The following is a 15,713-nucleotide window of genomic DNA, read 5'->3' on the forward strand; positions in this document are numbered from 1 at the left end:
GAATTAATCGAGGTGTTGCCCGTTTAATCCAGTTCGCCGAGCAGGGTGTTCACCCGATTCTCGGCCTGGCGAAGCGCCACGTCAATCGGCTTCTGTCCCGTATAGGCAGCCGCCATTTCCTCGCCGACGATCCCCTCGATCGCGTTCTGCCGCCGGACGTAACCGGGCAGCGGGCGGCCCATCTGGGCTAGCGGCGAAATGTCCTCGCGGTGCGGGAGGGACCTGAACCGGGGGTCGTCGAGCACCGCCTTGAAGGCGGGCAAGTGGCCGGTGCGCGTCCAGTCGTAATTGTGATCGGCCATGAAGCGGAAAAAACGCGCGATCGCCGTCCGCTGCTGCTGCGTCCGGTTGCGCTTGGGCACGATCCATGTGTGGCCGCTGACGAACTCCACCCGCTGACCCCAAAGGCGGGGATAAGGGAAGACGGCGTAGCTGTTGAAGAGCGGCCGGCCGGGCGTCGTCGCCTCCTTCTCGAACGTGCCGAGCATCCAAGTGCCCGTCGGATAGATGCCCCCCTCCCCGTTGATGAACGCCGCGATCGCCGCGGGCGTGTCCATGTTCTGCGTGCCGAGCCGCTCGTCGTTGATGCGCTTGAAGAAGGTCGCGACCGAATGACCGATCGGCGTGGCGAGGCGGACATGCTTCGCGTCCGGGAAAAGCACGGCGCCCTCGGCCATCATGTAAGTGAACTGGTTGCGCGCCGCGTAGGCGGGGTCGGCGACGTTACTCTGGATGAGGTAGGGCTTGCCGGTGCGCTCCTGAAACTGGCGCGCCTGCTTCAGCAATTCCTCGGCGGAATTCGGAAGCACCGGCTTGCCGCCGCGCATCAGTCCCGCCTTCGCGAACAGGGCCGTGTTGATGTGGAAGAGCCCGCCATGCGTGTCCCACGGCAGCGCATAGATGCGGTTGTCGATCGTGACTGCCAGGCGCGTCGCATCGGTGAAGTCGCTTGGACTGATGTGCGCCTCCTTAAGGAACGGTTCGACCGGCTCGAGCAGCCCGTCCGATGCGTAATCGGAGATGACTCCGGAGTGCATCGTCACCAGGTCCGGCGGGTCGCGAGCCGCAATCTGCGCCGTCAGCTGGGGATAGCCCGGCCAGGCGATGACGTTCACGTCGATATGGACGTCCGGGTTCTCGGCGTTGAAGCGGTTGATGAGCGCGGTCATGATTCCGCACTCGCCCTCCGCCTTCGCGACGTCAGTGGCGCCGCCATATTCGGCGCCGCACTCTCCAAAGAAGCGCTGGAGGTAGATGTGGGTCTTGCCGTCGTTCGGCGAGCAGCTGCCCAGCGCAAGCGCGGCGCAGATGGCCAGCAGCAGTCGTTTCATCGGACCGCCGCGCCGGCCATCGCGCGGACGATCTGCTTCTGGAAGACGATGTAGACGATGAAGATCGGGACCGATGCGAATACCGCCTGCGCCATCAGGAACCCGAGGCCGCTCGTCTGCGCATAGTTCATCTGGCTCGCCGCGAGCCCGACGGTCAGAGTGTACATGTTGCTGCGCGTCGCGGAGATCAGCGGCCACCAATAATCGTTCCACGACCCTAGGAAGGTGAAGACGGCGAGAGTCGACTGTGCCGGGATCGTCAGCGGCAGGATGACCGACCGGAAGATCTTCCAGCGCGACGCTCCGTCGAGCATTGCCGCCTCGTCCAGTTCCTTCGGAATCGCGCGCATGTAGGTCGTCATGAAGAACACGCCGAACGGCGCGACGAGGCCGGGCAGGACGAGTCCCGGATAGCTGTTGTGGAGGTGCAGCCAGGCGAACAGCTGGTGCTGCGGCAGGATGACCGCCTGGCTCGGGATCGCGAGGCCGACCAGTACGAAAACGAACAAGGTCCGGCGGAACGGGAATTCGAGCCGGGCGAAACCGTACCCGGCTAGGCTTGCGAGGATCAGGACGCCCGCCGTCGTGCAGAGCGACACGATTATGCTGTTGAGCAGCCAGCGCATGGTCGAGCTGTTGCCGAAGATCGCGGCGTAGTTTTCGAGCGTGTAGGGCGGATGGAAGGCCGCGCCGCTGTTGCCGACGAGCGACGCATTGCTCTTGAGCGAGAGCAGCAGCGCCCACAGCAAGGGCGACACCATCAGGATCGCGCCGATGGTCAGCGCAACATAGCCCGCGCGCGTCAGCCGGGCGCGATCAACCTGCGCGGCCACGTCCGCCAACCCGCATCTGGCCGGTCGCCCAATATTGGGTGAGCGTCACGGCGAGGATGATCAGGAACAGCACTTCCGCTGCGGCGCTGGCGTAGCCGAGCTCCCAGCGGCCAAAGGCGCTTTCAAAGAGGAAGAGGACGGCCGTGCGCGATGCCCCGCTCGGGCCGCCGGCCGTCAGCAATTGCGACTGGCCGAACATCTGCAGCTGGGCCGCAGTCTGCAGCATGACGACGAGGATCAACGTGCGCTTCAGCGACGGCAACGTAATGCGAGAGAAGGTCGTCCAGCGGCTCGCGCGGTCGAGCGCCGCGGCCTCGTACATGTCCTGCGGAATCTGCTGCAGCCCAGCCAAGAACAGCAGCATCGGAAAGCCGACCGACCACCAGATCGTCGTGATCGCCAGCGCCGGAAGCACGAGGTGCACGTCGCTGAGGAAGGGCAGGGGCTCCCAGCCAAGGCTCTTCCAGATTTCACCCAGCAGTCCGGCGTCCGGCGCCAGGACGAAGCGCCAGATGAGGGTGACGATGGTGACGGACAGAACCGCCGACGAGAAGAAGATGCCGCGGATGAACGCGGCCGTCCGGCCCGCTCGGTTCAGCGCCAGCGCCAAAGCCAGCGCGATCACTGTCAGCGGCGGAACGATCATCAGCGTGACGAGGAAGGTGTTGATCAGCGACTGCTGGAAGATCGGATCGCCGAACAACCGCTCGTAATTGCCGAAGCCGATGAAGTGCCCCGGCCCGAACAGCTCGATGCGGAAGAGACTCAGCCACAGGCCGCGAAGCAGCGGGAAGATCAGGATGGCGCTGTAGACGAACAGGAACGGCGCAACGAAGAGCAGGCCTTCCCAGCGCCGCGACTGGGTCATTCCGCCCGCCGATGATAGCCTGTGCCGTCAGGCCCGAAGAGGTGGGCACGCTCGCCGTCGATGGTCAGCGGCACAAGCTCGCCGACGCGAACGCCGGTCATTCCGGAATCCTCGGCCGTGATCGAACGTCCGTCCTTCAGCTTGCCGTAGATGATCGACCGCTCCCCAAGGCGTTCGACCAGCAGGACTTCGGCGGTCGTCGCGCTCTCGCTCTTGGCGACGCGGACGTGCTCGGGTCGCAGGCCGATCTCGACGTCGTCTGCAGGCAAACCGTCGCGCGGGACCGCGGTCTGAACGACGGTGCCGTCACCGAGCTTAACCTTCGCCACCGGGCCATCGTCCAGGATGATCGCCGGTGCCAGCGACATGGCGGGAGAGCCGACGAAGCGCGCCACGAACGTGTTCGCCGGCCGGCTGTAGATCTCGACAGGCGTGGCGACCTGCTGGATGCGGCGGTCGTTGAACACGACGATGCGGTCCGCGAGCGTCATCGCTTCGGCCTGGTCGTGGGTGACCATGATCATTGCTGCCTCTACGCGCTGGCGAAGCTGGGCGAGCTCGACCCGGGTGCGCAGCCGCAAGGCTGCGTCGAGGTTCGATAGAGGCTCGTCGAGCAGGAACAGCTTCGGGCGCTTGACGATCGCGCGGCCGATCGCGACGCGCTGGCGCTGCCCGCCCGAAAGCTGGTCGGGCTTGCGCTCGAGCAGTTGTTCGATCTCGAGGACTCGCGCCGCGTCGTCGACCAGCGTGTCGATCTCGGCGCGTGGAACGCGGGCGTTCCGGAGGCCAAACGCCATGTTCTCCCGCACCGACATGTGAGGGTAGAGCGCGTATTGCTGGAACACCATCGCCACGCCGCGCTCACCGGGCGGGAGCGTGTCGATGCGTCGCCCTTCCAGCCAGACTTCGCCCGCATCCGCGGTCTCCAGCCCGGCGATGATACGAAGGAGCGTCGACTTGCCCGAACCCGAGGGGCCGAGGAAGGCGATGAACTCGCGCGACTGAAGGGTCAGGGAAACTTCGTCGAGGACTGGGGTCGCGCCGAACGCCTTGCGGATGTTCTTCAGCTCGAGGCTCAACGCACACTCCTCTCCCGCGGCGACTTCTACAGAAAGGCCGTTGGGCTGCAACGCCTTAGGTTAGGCGCTTCGGCGTAGAGCGCGACGGATTGATGAGAACCAAAAGTATGGCATCATGACCGGACTTCCCGGCGCATCGGGGAAGAGGGGGAAATATGTCGACACACCGGCTTACGGCGAGTGTGCTTATGCTTTGCCTGGCGTTGCAGGCCTGCTCATCGAGACCTCGAGAATTCACGCCTGAGCTCGCAAGGGCTCCGGATAGCCAATCCGACTTCGAGACTGCCTATGGGACCTGTCAGCAGTTGCTCGTCGAAGGCAAGCTGGACTCCAGCGGCAGAGGCGTTTCGGCAGCAGCGGGCGCGGGGGCCGGGGCCGGAACAGCGGCGGTCGGCGCTGCAACGGCGACGGCCGTGGGCGGCTATGGCGGGCTCGCGCTTGCCAGCGCCACCATCGTCCTGCTGCCTTTCGCAGTGCTTGGCGGGGCGTGGGGAATGTCGCGGATGAAGCGCGCGAAGAAGGAGCACGCGATCCAGACGGCGCTTCGGGGATGCCTGCACGAACGCGGGTATGAGGTCGCCAGCTGGACCAAGGCGCCGAAGAAGAAAGGCGTCCCTGTGGCCGACCTCGCGAGCAAGTGAGGCGCGGCGTCTTAGGCCGTCTCAGCCAGCGGATCGTGAACGAAGACCAGCCAGGCGAAGCTGACCGCTAGTAGCGCGAACGTGGCGGCTACGACGGTGACCGCCAGCGGCAGGTCGCCGGAGATGGCCGGCTTTCCCAATGAGAGCGCTGCCGTGAGGAACAGCAGCAGATTCCCGATGCCGGTCGGCCGCGCATAGATTCCGCCGATCCGGTTTCCACGGCTCATCCAATTTAGCGCCGCAAATCCCAGCGAGCCGCTTCCGGCGAGCTGAACCATGAGAGGCATGGAGCGCGACGGAGCGGGGTCGAGCAGCCGCGCCACCTCATCTGCCGCGAAAAGCGCTGCCCCGCCGGCGATGAACAGGATGAGGGCGCTCAGGGTGAGGATGAAGCGCCCGGGCGTTTTCACCGCCGCTCCTTCGAAAGCCGGCTCATCAGAATGGCCGCCCGCTTCGCCTGGCGGGAGATCGACGGGATGTCGACGGACTCGCCCGGCGCATGGCTGCCTGCGCCAGCCGGCCCGAGCCCGACCAGGCCATCCACGTCCTTGGCGACGAAGCTGATGTCGCCCGCGCCGCGATCCATTGGATCGAGCTCACCCATTTGCGGCAGGCCCATGTCCGTGTTGATACGGTTGAGGCGCGCAAGAATGGCCCGATTGCCTTCGGTCGGCGCCATCGGCGGATAGCCGCCCTTGTCGAAGCTGATCTGCGCTTTCGTGCCGGGCAGCGACTGGGCCACGATCGTCATCATCCGCGCTTTCGTGCGATCGATCTGGTCCTGCGAGATGGCGCGGAGATCGCCGCGCGCGACGGCGGTCGCGGCAATGATGTTGGACTTGCCGGTTGCGTTGAGACGGATGCGGCCGGCGTCCAGTTCAGCCGATGCCCCACCACCAATCAGGCCGACGTTATAGGTCAGCTTGTCCTCGCCGAGTTCACGGCGGAACGTGTCGATGATCCGGGCGAGCTCATAGATCGCGCCATAGCCCGGATGCATGACGGTGCTCGAATGGCCGGTATTGCCGGTGACGGTCACCGTCCAGCTGTCGGAGCTGCGGCGAGCGGTCGAGCCCATGTCCTGCTCGTTCTTCCGAGCGAGCCCTTCGAAATCGAGCGCGACGTCGGCCCATTTGCCGGCCTCGATCAGCGGCGCGCGCGTGACCTCGATCGGGTCGCCAGCGTCTTCCTCGTCGCCCGTCAGGACGACCGTGATGTCCGCATTCTTGAGCGTTCCGGCCGCCTTCATTGCCCGGAGCGAGGCGATCATCACGGCCATGCCGCCCTTGTCGTCGCCCGAGCCCGGTCCGATCCCGCGATCGCCCTTGAGCTCCCATTTCTGAAAGGGAGAGTCCGGCTCGAACACTGTGTCGAGGTGGCCGATCAGCAGCATGCGCTTGTCGCGGCCATTGCCCTTGTGGCGCGCGACGATGTGGCCGGCGCGGCCGGCGGCCTTCATGTCGATCGAGTCGACCTTGAATCCGAGCGGCTCCAGCTCCGAACGAAGCATCTTGCCGACGGCTTCCACGCCCGGCGAGTTCAGGCTTCCGCTATTCTGGTTCACCCAGGTGGCGAGCATGTCGACCGTGCGCTGCTGCTCGGCATCGACGGTCTGAACCATCTTCTGCTCGGCCGAGGAAAGCTCGGCTGCGGCGGGCGTGGCGAACAAGGCGAAGGCGGCGGCAACCGCCGGGAGGAGACGCGGACTCATTCTATTGGGTCTAGCGGCGCTCGGCTCAGGGTCAAAGCCGCTCGGCGTGCCAGCGGATGTGGTCGGCCATGAAGGTCGAGATAAAGTAGTAGCTGTGGTCGTATCCCTCGCGCAGGTTCAGCGCGAGGCGGATGCCGGCCGCATCGCAGGCACGCTCCAGCAGCTCCGGTCGCAGCTCCTTTTCGAGGAACGGGTCGGCGGTACCGATGTCGACCAGCAATTCGTCGAGCCGGGCGCCGTCTTCGATCAGCGCGACGGCATCATGCTTGCGCCATGCCTGCTCGTCCGGGCCCAGGTAGCCCGCGAGCGCCTTGTGCCCCCAGGGCACCTGGCTCGGAGCGACGATCGGCGCGAAGGCCGAAGTGCTGCGAAAGCGGCCGGGATTGCGCAGCGACACGGTCAGTGCACCGTGCCCGCCCATCGAATGCCCGGTGATCCCCTGCCGGTCTATGTCCACCGGGAACTCGGCGGCGACGAGCGCGGGAAGCTCCTCCGTCACATAGGTCCACATGCGGAAGTGCTGCGACCAAGGCTCCTGCGTCGCGTCGACGTAAAAGCCGGCACCCTGACCGAAGTCATAGTCCTCGGCATTCGGCACACCTTCGCCGCGCGGGCTCGTGTCCGGCGCGACGAACACGATGCCGTGCTCGGCGCAGGCGGCGCGATACTCGCCCTTCTCCGTGACGTTCGCGTGGGTGCAGGTAAGTCCGGACAAGTACCAGAGCACCGGCAGATTCCCCCCATTCCCCGCCTGCGGCGGGAGGAAGATCGAGAAGGTCATGTCGGTGCCAGTAGCCGACGACGCATGCTTGACGACGAGTTGGCGCCCCCCGTGCGAGCGGGCTTCGCTTGTGATCTCGAGGCTCACTGGTCGGCCGGGATCCGATAGAAGCCGCAGAGCTTGTTGCCGTCCGGGTCGCGCAGGTAGGCGAGGTACATCTTGCCGAACCCCGCGTCGCGAATGCCGGGCGGATCCTCGATCGCCGCGCCGCCGTTGGCGACGCCCGCCGCGTGCCACGCGTCCACCGCCTCCGGGCTTTCGGCCTTGAAGCCGATGGTGGAGCCATTGCCGTGGCTGCAGGCCTCGCCGTTGAGCGGCGGCCCGATGCCGAGCGAAGCATCCTTGTTACCCCACCAGTCGGACTTGCCGAAGTCGGCGCCCGGCTTGAAGCCCAGCGCCCCGAGCGTCGCGTCGTAGAATTCCCTCGACCGTTCGCGGTCGCTGCATCCGAGCATGACGTGGCTGAACATGCGTCTTCTCCCCTAGATCTCGACCGCCTTGGTGGCGGTGGCTTCATCGCCCGTGTTGGGCATGTCCCGTGGATCGATCAGCAACAGCTTGGTCTCGCCGCTGCGCGATACCGGGCGGTGCTCCGTTCTCCGCGGAACGACGAACAGCTCGCCGGGCTGCAGGTGCACGGTGCGGTCGCGAAGCTCGATGTCGAGCGCGCCTTCGATCACGAGGAACAGCTCGTCGGTGTCCTCGTGCTGGTGCCAGATGAACTCGCCCTCGACCTTCACCAGGCGAACCTCATTGTCATTGTAGCGCGCCACGATCCGCGGCGCCCAATGATCGGAGAAGCTGGCCAGCTTCTCGGCGAGGTTCACCTTGTCGGCCATCAATAGACGACCACGCTCCGGATGCTCTCGCCCGCGTGCATCAGGTCAAAGCCCTTGTTGATCTCCTCGAGCGTGAGGACGTGCGTGATCATCGGGTCGATCGCGATCTTCCCGTCCATGTACCAATCGACGATCTTCGGAACGTCGGTGCGGCCCTTGGCGCCGCCGAACGCCGTGCCGCGCCAGTTGCGGCCGGTGACGAGCTGGAACGGGCGGGTGGAGATTTCCTTCCCGGCTTCCGCGACGCCGATGATGATGCTGGTGCCCCAGCCGCGGTGGCAGCATTCGAGCGCGGTGCGCATCACTTCGGTGTTGCCGGTCGCGTCGAACGTATAGTCCGCGCCGCCGTCGGTAATCTCGACGACCTTCGCGACGATGTCCTCCCGGCTCATGCCCCGCGTATTGAGGAAGTCGGTCATGCCGAACTTGCGGCCCCACTCCTCACGGTCCGGGTTGATGTCGATGCCGACGATCTTGTTCGCGCCGACCAGCTTCGCGCCCTGGATGACGTTGAGGCCGATGCCGCCGAGGCCGAAGACCACCACGTTCGCGCCCGGCTCGACCTTGGCGGTCTTCACCACCGCTCCGACGCCAGTCGTGACGCCGCAGCCGATGTAGCAGCTCGTCTTAAACGGCGCGTCCTCGCGGATCTTCGCGACCGCGATCTCGGGCAGGACGGTGAAGTTCGAGAACGTCGAGCAGCCCATGTAGTGGAAGATCTGCTGGCCCTTGTAGCTGAAGCGGCTGGTGCCGTCGGGCATCAGCCCCTTGCCCTGGGTCGCGCGGATGGCGGTGCAGAGGTTGGTCTTGCCGCTGAGGCACGACTTACACTGGCGGCATTCCGGCGTGTACAGCGGGATCACGTGGTCGCCGACCTTAACGCTGGTCACCCCCGCGCCGACTTCGCGGACGACGCCCGCGCCTTCATGGCCGAGAATGGAGGGGAAGATGCCCTCGCTGTCGAACCCGTCGAGGGTGTAGGCGTCCGTGTGGCAGATGCCGGTTGCCATGATCTCGACCAGGACTTCGCCGTGCTTGGGGCCTTCGAGATCCACCTCCACGATCTCGAGCGGCTTCTTCGCTTCGAATGCGACGGCGGCGCGGGTCTTCATGGAATCGGTCCCCCAAAGTGAGATTTGCGGGTGCCTATGCCTCCAAGAAGCGCCGTATCCAACCGGCAACTCGCGCATTGTCGTTCGGAGCGTCGAGCGACGCCATGGCAGCATCGGGGTTCGGCACGATGTCGTAGCGTTTCTCGATCAGCGCCTTGGCGAAGGCGGGCGAGAATTCCGGATGGAATTGGAACGAGATAGCCGGGCGGTCGGTCCAGGCGAGGCCCGCGAAGGGCGTGAAGTCGGACGCAACGGTCACGTCTGTATTGGGTGGTTGGACGACCACCTGGTCCTGGTGCGACGCGGGGTCCGCGATCGAGCTTGCGGCATCCATCCAGGGTTCCTGACGAACCACATCGTAGCGATGCAGGCCTGCACCCCAACCCTTGTCGGACTTCTCGACGCGCCCGCCGAGTGCCTGCGCCATCGCCTGGTGCCCGAAGCAGATGCCGACCATCCGACTCTCTTTGGCCGAGCGGATGAACTCCAGCAGCGGCTCGATCCACGGATGTGGATCGTAGACGCCGGCGGGCGACCCGGTGATCAGCACCGCATCGTGAGCGTTCCGGTCCGGAAATTCGCCGGCCTCAACGTCGAAGACTTCGATCTCGAATCCCCGTCCAAGCATCTCGTCGAACATTGCCGGATAGTCGCCGAACTCTTCGGCAAGCTGACCGGGCGGACGGCCGGTCTCGAGGATCGCAAGCTTCATGGCGGCCGCCTTGCCACCTCATTGGGGTTCGGCCAATGCAGTTTCGCGAAAGGGGAGAGCGATGCACGCTGACCATCCGCTCGACGGGCGTCATGCCCTGATCACAGGCGGCGGGACCGGGATTGGAGCTGCCGCTGCGGAGCTTCTGAGCGCCGCCGGGGCCAAGATCTCGCTGCTCGGCCGCCGGATCGAACCGCTTCAGGAGGTTGCCTCGCGCGTCGCCGGAGCGGCCATCCGTTGCGACGTTGCGGTTCCGGAGAGCATCCAAAAGGCGTTCGAGGAAGCGCGGGCGGCGAACGGGCCGATCGACCTGCTGATCGTCAATGCCGGCATAGCCGAGAGCGCGCCCTTTCATCGCATGACGCGGGGGGCCTGGGACCGGATCATCTCCGTCAATCTGACTGGCGCGTTCGACACGGTTCAGGCGGGCCTGCCCGACCTTCTCAACACGGAAGACGCGCGCGTGGTGTTCATCGCCTCGGTCGCCAGCCTTCGGGGCGTGCCCTACGCGGCACACTATGCGGCTTCGAAGCATGGCCTTCTCGGCCTGATGCGGTCGATGGCGGCGGAATATGCCAAGTCGAAGATGACGGTGAACGCCATCTGCCCCGGTTACGTCGACACGCCGATGACCGACCAGTCGGTCGCGCGAGTGTCCCAGATCACCGGCCGCGGCGAAGGCGATGCCCGATCGGCCATCACGAACATGAATGCGAGCGGGCGGCTGGTCGATCCGAAGGCCATCGCCAACTTGGTGCTGACGCTGTGCCTTCCGCTCAGCCGCGACATCAACGGCGCCGCGATCACCATCGACGGAGGCACGAGCGCGTGACCTTCGACGCGGCGAACTTCCGGCCCGAGCACTTCCTGTGGGAGTTCAAGGAGGGCGTCGCGATCGTCACGCTGAACCGGCCGGAGCGGAAGAACCCGCTCACGTTCGAAAGCTATGCCGAGCTACGCGACACCTTCCGTGCGCTGAGCGATGCCAAGGACGTAAAGGTCGTCGTGATCCGCGGCGAGGGCGGCAATTTCTGCTCCGGCGGCGACGTCCACGAGATCATCGGCCCGCTGACGAAGATGGACGATGCCGGGCTGCTGCAATTCACGACCATGACCGGCGACCTGGTCAAGGCGATCCGCGCCTGCCCGCAACCGATCATCGCGGCCGTCGAGGGCGTCTGCGCAGGGGCGGGAGCGATCCTCGCCATGGCCAGCGACATCCGCTTCGCCTCGCCCGGCGCGAAAGCGGCCTTCCTGTTCACGCGCGTCGGTTTGTCGGGCGCGGACATGGGCGCTTGCGCGATCCTGCCGCGAATCATTGGTCACGGCCGCGCGGCGGAACTGCTCTTCACAGGCCGCAGCATGAGCGCTGACGAGGGCCTCGCCTGGGGCTTTTGGAACCGCGTGATCGAAGACGTGATGGCCGAGGCGAACGCCCTCGCGCTGGAACTCGCGCGCGGGCCCACCTTCGCGCATGCGATGACCAAGCGGCAGCTCGACGCCGAGTGGCATGTGTCGATCGATGAAGCGATCTCGATTGAGGCGGAGGCGCAGGCCATCTGCATGAAGACGAAGGACTTCCACCGCGCCTACGAAGCCTTCGCGAACAAGCGAAAGCCGGAGTTCCATGGTGACTGACTGGCTCGACTGGCCGTTCTTCGAGGACCGCCATCGCCGGCTGGCGGAAGAGCTGGAAAAATGGTGCGCGGCGAACCTCGATGAGCCGGGCGAGGACGTCGATGGATATTGCCGATCGCTCGTCGGGAGGCTCGGGGACGCAGGCTTCCTGAAGCTGTGCACGGAGGGCGATGTCCGCAGCCTCGCCATTGCCCGGGCGACGCTCGCCTACCATTCCGGTCTCGCCGATTTCGCGTTCGCCATGCAGGGGCTTGGGTCGGGTGCGATCCGCCTGTTCGGCACCGAGGAGCAGAAGGCGGAATGGCTGCCGAAGGTGGCGAGCGGTCAGGCCATCGCGGCCTTCGCCATGACCGAGCCTGAGGCGGGGTCGGACGCTGCCAACATGGTGACTAGCGCTGCGAGTTGTGACGGCGCATGGGATCTCACCGGCGAGAAGACGTACATCTCGAACGGGGGCATCGCCAATTTTTACGTTACCTTTGCCCGCTCGGGCGGGGAAGGATCGCGAGGCCTGAGCGCGTTCATAGTGCCGGCCAACAGCCCCGGTCTCACCGTCGAGGAGCGGATCGAGGTCATCGCACCGCATCCGTTGGCGCGGCTCAAATATGACGACGTGCGGCTTCCGCCGGACGCGTTGATCGGTGAGCCGGGCGAAGGCTTCCGTATCGCCATGGAGACGCTGAACCTGTTCCGCGTGACGGTCGGCGCCGCCGCCCTCGGCATGGCCGGTCGCGCGCTGGTCGAAGCCGTCGATTTCGCGAGCAGGAGGCGGCTCGGTCAGGGCACGCTCGCCGACAACGCAGTGACGCAGGCCAAGCTCGCCGACATGGCGCTCGCCCTCGATGCCTCAGCGTTGTTGATCGCTCGCGCTGCGTGGCAGCAGGACGAGCGGAGCCGCGACAATCGCCGCGCTGCCGCCATGGCCAAGCTCAACGCGACCGAGAAAGCGCAAAAAATCATCGACGCAGCGGTGCAGATGCATGGAGGCATGGGCGTCACCAAGGGCGCCAAGGTCGAAGAGCTCTACCGCGAGATCCGCGCGCTGCGCATCTACGAAGGCGCGAGCGAGGTGCAGCGGCAGATCATCGCCCGCGACCTGTTGAAGGAGCAGCGCACATGAAGGCGCTCCAGCCTCCGGGTTGGCCCCGGCCGAAGGGCTATTCGAACGGCATGGCGGCGCGGGGCCGCATCATCGTCACGGCGGGCGTCGTCGGCTGGAACGAGGAAGAGCGCTTTACCTCCGACCGCCTGGCGGATCAGTTTGCGCAGGCGCTTCGCAACATCCTGGCTATTCTCGCGTGCGACGGAGCAGGCCCCGGCCGCATCGCGCGACTGACATGCTACGTGACCTCCATCGACGAGTATCTGGAGAGCGCGAAGGAGATTGGCACCGCCTGGCGCGAGATCATGGGCAAGCACTATCCGGCGATGGCTTTGGTCGAAGTCGTTCGACTGGTTGAGCGCGACGCGAAGGTCGAGATCGAGGCAACGGCGGTGGTGCCGGAGTGAGAGACCGGTTCGTCGAAGAACGCCTGCCCGCGCCGGACCAGCTGCCGGAATTCCGCTTCGACCTGCCCGAGCTTCAATATCCCGAGCGCCTGAACGCCGCCGCCGAGCTGCTCCAGGGCGGTGCGCCGGATGCCCGCGCGATCGTCAACGATCATGGCCACTGGACCTACGCGGATCTGGACGACTTCAGCGGCCGCATCGCGCGGCTGCTGGTCGAGGAAGAGGGCCTGATCCCCGGAAATCGCGTGCTCCTGCGTGGGCCGAACGGCTACACCATGTTTGCGGCATGGCTCGGCGTTCTGAAGGCTGGCGGTGTCGTGGTCGCGACCATGCCGCTGCTCCGTCCCGGCGAGATCGCCACGGTGATCGAGCGCGCGCAGATCAGCCACGCCGTTGTCGACAGCCGCTTTATCGGCGACTTCCGCGATGCGGTCGACCAGACGCACTTCGTCAAGCACATCGTAAAGTACGATGGCGACTACGGGCGCGGTGAATTGGAAACGCGCACAGCGTCGCACGACCCTCTTCCACCCGCTGACACCCACCGCGACGACCCGGCGCTGATCGCCTTCACCAGCGGCACGACGGGCGTGCCCAAGGGGTGCGTCCAGTTCCACCGCGACGTGCTCGCGCCTTGCGACACGTTCGCGAAGCATCTCATCGACCCCAAGCCCGGCGACGTGTTCATGACCAGCGCGCCGATGGCCTTCACCTTCGGCTTGGGCATTACGCTCATGTTCCCGCTGCGCTTTGGCGCGGCGGCTGCGACGATCGAGCAGGCGAGCCCGCCGAAGATGCTCGAAGCCATGACGAAGTTCGGCGTCACGCACCTCGGCACCGCGCCGACGGCGTACAAGGCGATGCTGTCGCAGCCGGGTCTCGACAATGCGCTGAAGACCTTGCGCTACTGCGTCTCGGCCGGCGAGCACCTGCCCGAGGCGACCTGGCGAGCGTGGAAGGAACGGACGGGCATACCGATCACCGACGGCATCGGCTCGACCGAGATGATGCATGTCTTTGTCTCGGCTGCGGGGGAGGACGTTCGCGCCGGCTCCACGGGCAAGGCCGTTCCGGGATATGCGGCCGCTATCCTGGATGAGGGCGGCAACGCTCTCGACGAGGGGATCGGACGCCTTGCGATCAAGGGCCCGACCGGCTGCCGCTACCTCGATGACGAGCGCCAGCGGAACTACGTCGAGAACGGCTGGAACATCACCGGCGACACCTACCGCCGCGATGCCGACGGCTATTATTGGTACCTGGCGCGCAGCGACGACATGATCGTCAGCTCCGGCTACAACATCGGCGCGCCCGACGTGGAGAATGCGCTGCTGGCGCACCCCGCCGTCGCCGAATGCGCGGTCATCGGCGTGCCCTGTGCGGAGCGCGGGCAAAGGGTGAAGGCGTTCATCGTGCTCGCCGATTTCGCCGAGCCCAGTACCGAGCTCGCCGAGAAGCTGCAGGCCTTCGTGAAGGACCGCATCGCCCCCTACAAATATCCGCGCGAGATCGAATTCGTGGGCGAGCTTCCGAAGACCGCGACGGGGAAAGTTAGACGGGGCGAGTTGCGGTCTCGATAGGTCGGCACAAGCGACCACCCCACGCCTACTTGCTATCAATCTCCATTCCACATCTCGGTGCCACAGACTTGGTGGCCACACCGAGATACACGATCAAGGCGATCAGAGCTCCGGTGGGTGAGCGATCGTCAATAAGACAAATTGCTTGCCAAATCGCCGCGGCGATCAACAGCGCCAAAAAACACGGATGATATGAAGACGCGATGGTGAACCAAAAGCGAAGCAAGCTCCTGGCGGCGACGCAAATTTTCGGTCTGTACTTCTACCCGGTAGCATTGAGCTTCTAGGAAACGCAGACGGGCCCGTTCCTAAGCAGCTGCTTCCATATCGCTGTTTTCTTGGTCGATGGAGCTGTCACGAGCATGCTTTGAGTGGCGAGCGGACGCCTCACCTTGCTTCTTGAGATCCGGCCGTTTCAGCGATTTTGACAAACTGATCTCTCACCAAGCTGTGCGGAATGTCTCGACGCTCGCCCGCACCAGCCGCGAATGTTTTGTGCCAAGGTGTTCCTGGTCGCTGAGTGATGGTGGCCAGTTGAGCCGCATCTAAACAGCTATAGTCTCTATAGACCATTGCGATTGTGTCCGATTCGGACCCATCGAGGTCCGCTTTGGCGACCTGCACCGAGCCTTGCACCGGCCAGGCTCGATGAAGATCCCCGACACAAATAGCGCTTGTGACAGGAGCGCGACCGTACCGCGCCAGTGCAATCGCGAGTCGGCGATAGACTGGGCCAAAAGACCAAGCTTCCGGACGATCGCCGGTCAGTGGATTGTCTGTATAGGCGAGGCACCAGCCGTGCGCGATGTAGACCAGCTTCTGAAGCTGCATCTGGTTGAGTGCATGCCTGTTGGCCTGCGCCATACGAATGAATTCATTGGCGATTTCTGGCGACCAGGCTGGCATGTCACCGTCATAGACACTTTCACGGTGCAAGAACAGAACAGGAACCTGAGACGTGTCCGGAATGGAGCAGATCGGGATTCCACTTGCGAGTTCGCGCGCTGGGTTCCGTAGGCGCGATTTCTGCAATTCCTGGCGTCGGATCGCTTCGCTTCGATTGCAATGGCGGCTAAGGA

General features: G+C 65.1%; 18 protein-coding genes. 6 read left to right on the forward strand and 12 right to left on the reverse strand.

The genetic code is table 11. The features are described from left to right. Positions 1-23: 23 nt before the first annotated feature. The 4 genes from LZ016_RS14280 to LZ016_RS14295 are packed head-to-tail and all read right to left on the reverse strand — an operon-like array spanning position 24 to position 4,111. Positions 24-1,331: an ABC transporter substrate-binding protein gene (locus tag LZ016_RS14280; RefSeq protein ID WP_241448125.1), complete on the reverse strand. Its 1,308-nt coding sequence runs from the start codon at positions 1,329-1,331 to the stop codon at positions 24-26. Then, complete coding sequence (locus LZ016_RS14285; RefSeq protein ID WP_241448126.1) at positions 1,328-2,164, reverse strand: carbohydrate ABC transporter permease; 837 nt, start codon at positions 2,162-2,164, stop codon at positions 1,328-1,330. Before LZ016_RS14285 ends, LZ016_RS14280 begins: the two co-directional genes overlap by 4 nt. Then, the gene (locus tag LZ016_RS14290) at positions 2,148-3,032 is read right to left on the reverse strand and encodes a carbohydrate ABC transporter permease (RefSeq protein WP_241448127.1); all 885 of its coding nucleotides are present in this window, start codon (positions 3,030-3,032) and stop codon (positions 2,148-2,150) included. Before LZ016_RS14290 ends, LZ016_RS14285 begins: the two co-directional genes overlap by 17 nt. After that, entirely contained in the window at positions 3,029-4,111 is a 1,083-nt protein-coding gene (locus tag LZ016_RS14295; protein ID WP_241448128.1) for an ABC transporter ATP-binding protein, read from the reverse strand. Before LZ016_RS14295 ends, LZ016_RS14290 begins: the two co-directional genes overlap by 4 nt. A gap of 155 nt (positions 4,112-4,266) precedes the next feature. Between LZ016_RS14295 and LZ016_RS14300 the strand changes: the two genes are divergently transcribed. Further along, complete coding sequence (locus LZ016_RS14300; RefSeq protein WP_241448129.1) at positions 4,267-4,752, forward strand: hypothetical protein; 486 nt, start codon at positions 4,267-4,269, stop codon at positions 4,750-4,752. Positions 4,753-4,763: 11 nt separating this feature from the next. Here LZ016_RS14300 and LZ016_RS14305 read toward each other — a convergent pair whose 3' ends face one another. Genes LZ016_RS14305 through LZ016_RS14335 form a run of 7 tightly spaced genes read right to left on the reverse strand, consistent with a single transcriptional unit; the run spans position 4,764 to position 9,907 of the window. Next, positions 4,764-5,162 (reverse strand): hypothetical protein, encoded by a 399-nt coding sequence (locus LZ016_RS14305; protein ID WP_241448130.1) that lies wholly within the window; start codon positions 5,160-5,162, stop codon positions 4,764-4,766. Next, positions 5,159-6,463, reverse strand: coding sequence for a M20/M25/M40 family metallo-hydrolase (locus LZ016_RS14310; RefSeq protein WP_241448131.1), 1,305 nt, complete (start codon positions 6,461-6,463; stop codon positions 5,159-5,161). Before LZ016_RS14310 ends, LZ016_RS14305 begins: the two co-directional genes overlap by 4 nt. A 31-nt stretch (positions 6,464-6,494) precedes the next feature. After that, on the reverse strand, positions 6,495-7,331 hold the full coding sequence (fghA, locus tag LZ016_RS14315; RefSeq protein ID WP_241448132.1) for an S-formylglutathione hydrolase: 837 nt from the start codon (positions 7,329-7,331) through the stop codon (positions 6,495-6,497). Further along, positions 7,328-7,714, reverse strand: a complete 387-nt coding sequence (locus LZ016_RS14320) for a VOC family protein (protein ID WP_241448133.1) — start codon at positions 7,712-7,714, stop codon at positions 7,328-7,330. Before LZ016_RS14320 ends, fghA begins: the two co-directional genes overlap by 4 nt. A gap of 12 nt (positions 7,715-7,726) precedes the next feature. Then, entirely contained in the window at positions 7,727-8,083 is a 357-nt protein-coding gene (locus LZ016_RS14325) for a cupin domain-containing protein (RefSeq protein WP_241448134.1), read from the reverse strand. Beyond that, positions 8,083-9,195 (reverse strand): S-(hydroxymethyl)glutathione dehydrogenase/class III alcohol dehydrogenase, encoded by a 1,113-nt coding sequence (locus tag LZ016_RS14330; protein WP_241448135.1) that lies wholly within the window; start codon positions 9,193-9,195, stop codon positions 8,083-8,085. The genes LZ016_RS14325 and LZ016_RS14330 overlap by 1 nt, the downstream gene beginning before the upstream one ends. Before the next feature lie 34 nt (positions 9,196-9,229). After that, complete coding sequence (locus LZ016_RS14335) at positions 9,230-9,907, reverse strand: type 1 glutamine amidotransferase (RefSeq protein WP_241448136.1); 678 nt, start codon at positions 9,905-9,907, stop codon at positions 9,230-9,232. Between the two features lie 61 nt (positions 9,908-9,968). Between LZ016_RS14335 and LZ016_RS14340 the strand changes: the two genes are divergently transcribed. The 5 genes from LZ016_RS14340 to LZ016_RS14360 are packed head-to-tail and all read left to right on the forward strand — an operon-like array spanning position 9,969 to position 14,634. Continuing rightward, positions 9,969-10,739, forward strand: coding sequence for an SDR family NAD(P)-dependent oxidoreductase (locus LZ016_RS14340; RefSeq protein WP_241448137.1), 771 nt, complete (start codon positions 9,969-9,971; stop codon positions 10,737-10,739). Beyond that, entirely contained in the window at positions 10,736-11,545 is an 810-nt protein-coding gene (locus LZ016_RS14345; protein WP_241448138.1) for an enoyl-CoA hydratase family protein, read from the forward strand. Before LZ016_RS14340 ends, LZ016_RS14345 begins: the two co-directional genes overlap by 4 nt. Further along, on the forward strand, positions 11,535-12,665 hold the full coding sequence (locus LZ016_RS14350) for an acyl-CoA dehydrogenase family protein (protein ID WP_241448139.1): 1,131 nt from the start codon (positions 11,535-11,537) through the stop codon (positions 12,663-12,665). The genes LZ016_RS14345 and LZ016_RS14350 overlap by 11 nt, the downstream gene beginning before the upstream one ends. Then, positions 12,662-13,054, forward strand: a complete 393-nt coding sequence (locus LZ016_RS14355) for a RidA family protein (RefSeq protein WP_241448140.1) — start codon at positions 12,662-12,664, stop codon at positions 13,052-13,054. Before LZ016_RS14350 ends, LZ016_RS14355 begins: the two co-directional genes overlap by 4 nt. Beyond that, entirely contained in the window at positions 13,051-14,634 is a 1,584-nt protein-coding gene (locus LZ016_RS14360) for an AMP-binding protein (RefSeq protein WP_241448141.1), read from the forward strand. The genes LZ016_RS14355 and LZ016_RS14360 overlap by 4 nt, the downstream gene beginning before the upstream one ends. Positions 14,635-15,021: 387 nt before the next feature. Here LZ016_RS14360 and LZ016_RS14365 read toward each other — a convergent pair whose 3' ends face one another. Then, a complete protein-coding gene (locus LZ016_RS14365; RefSeq protein WP_241448142.1) occupies positions 15,022-15,540 on the reverse strand; it encodes a Panacea domain-containing protein in 519 nt (172 codons plus the stop codon). Positions 15,541-15,713: the final 173 nt, after the last annotated feature.

The sequence above is a fragment of the Sphingomonas telluris genome, assembly GCF_022568775.1.
In the GTDB taxonomy this organism is placed as follows: Bacteria; Pseudomonadota; Alphaproteobacteria; order Sphingomonadales; family Sphingomonadaceae; genus Sphingomicrobium; species Sphingomicrobium telluris.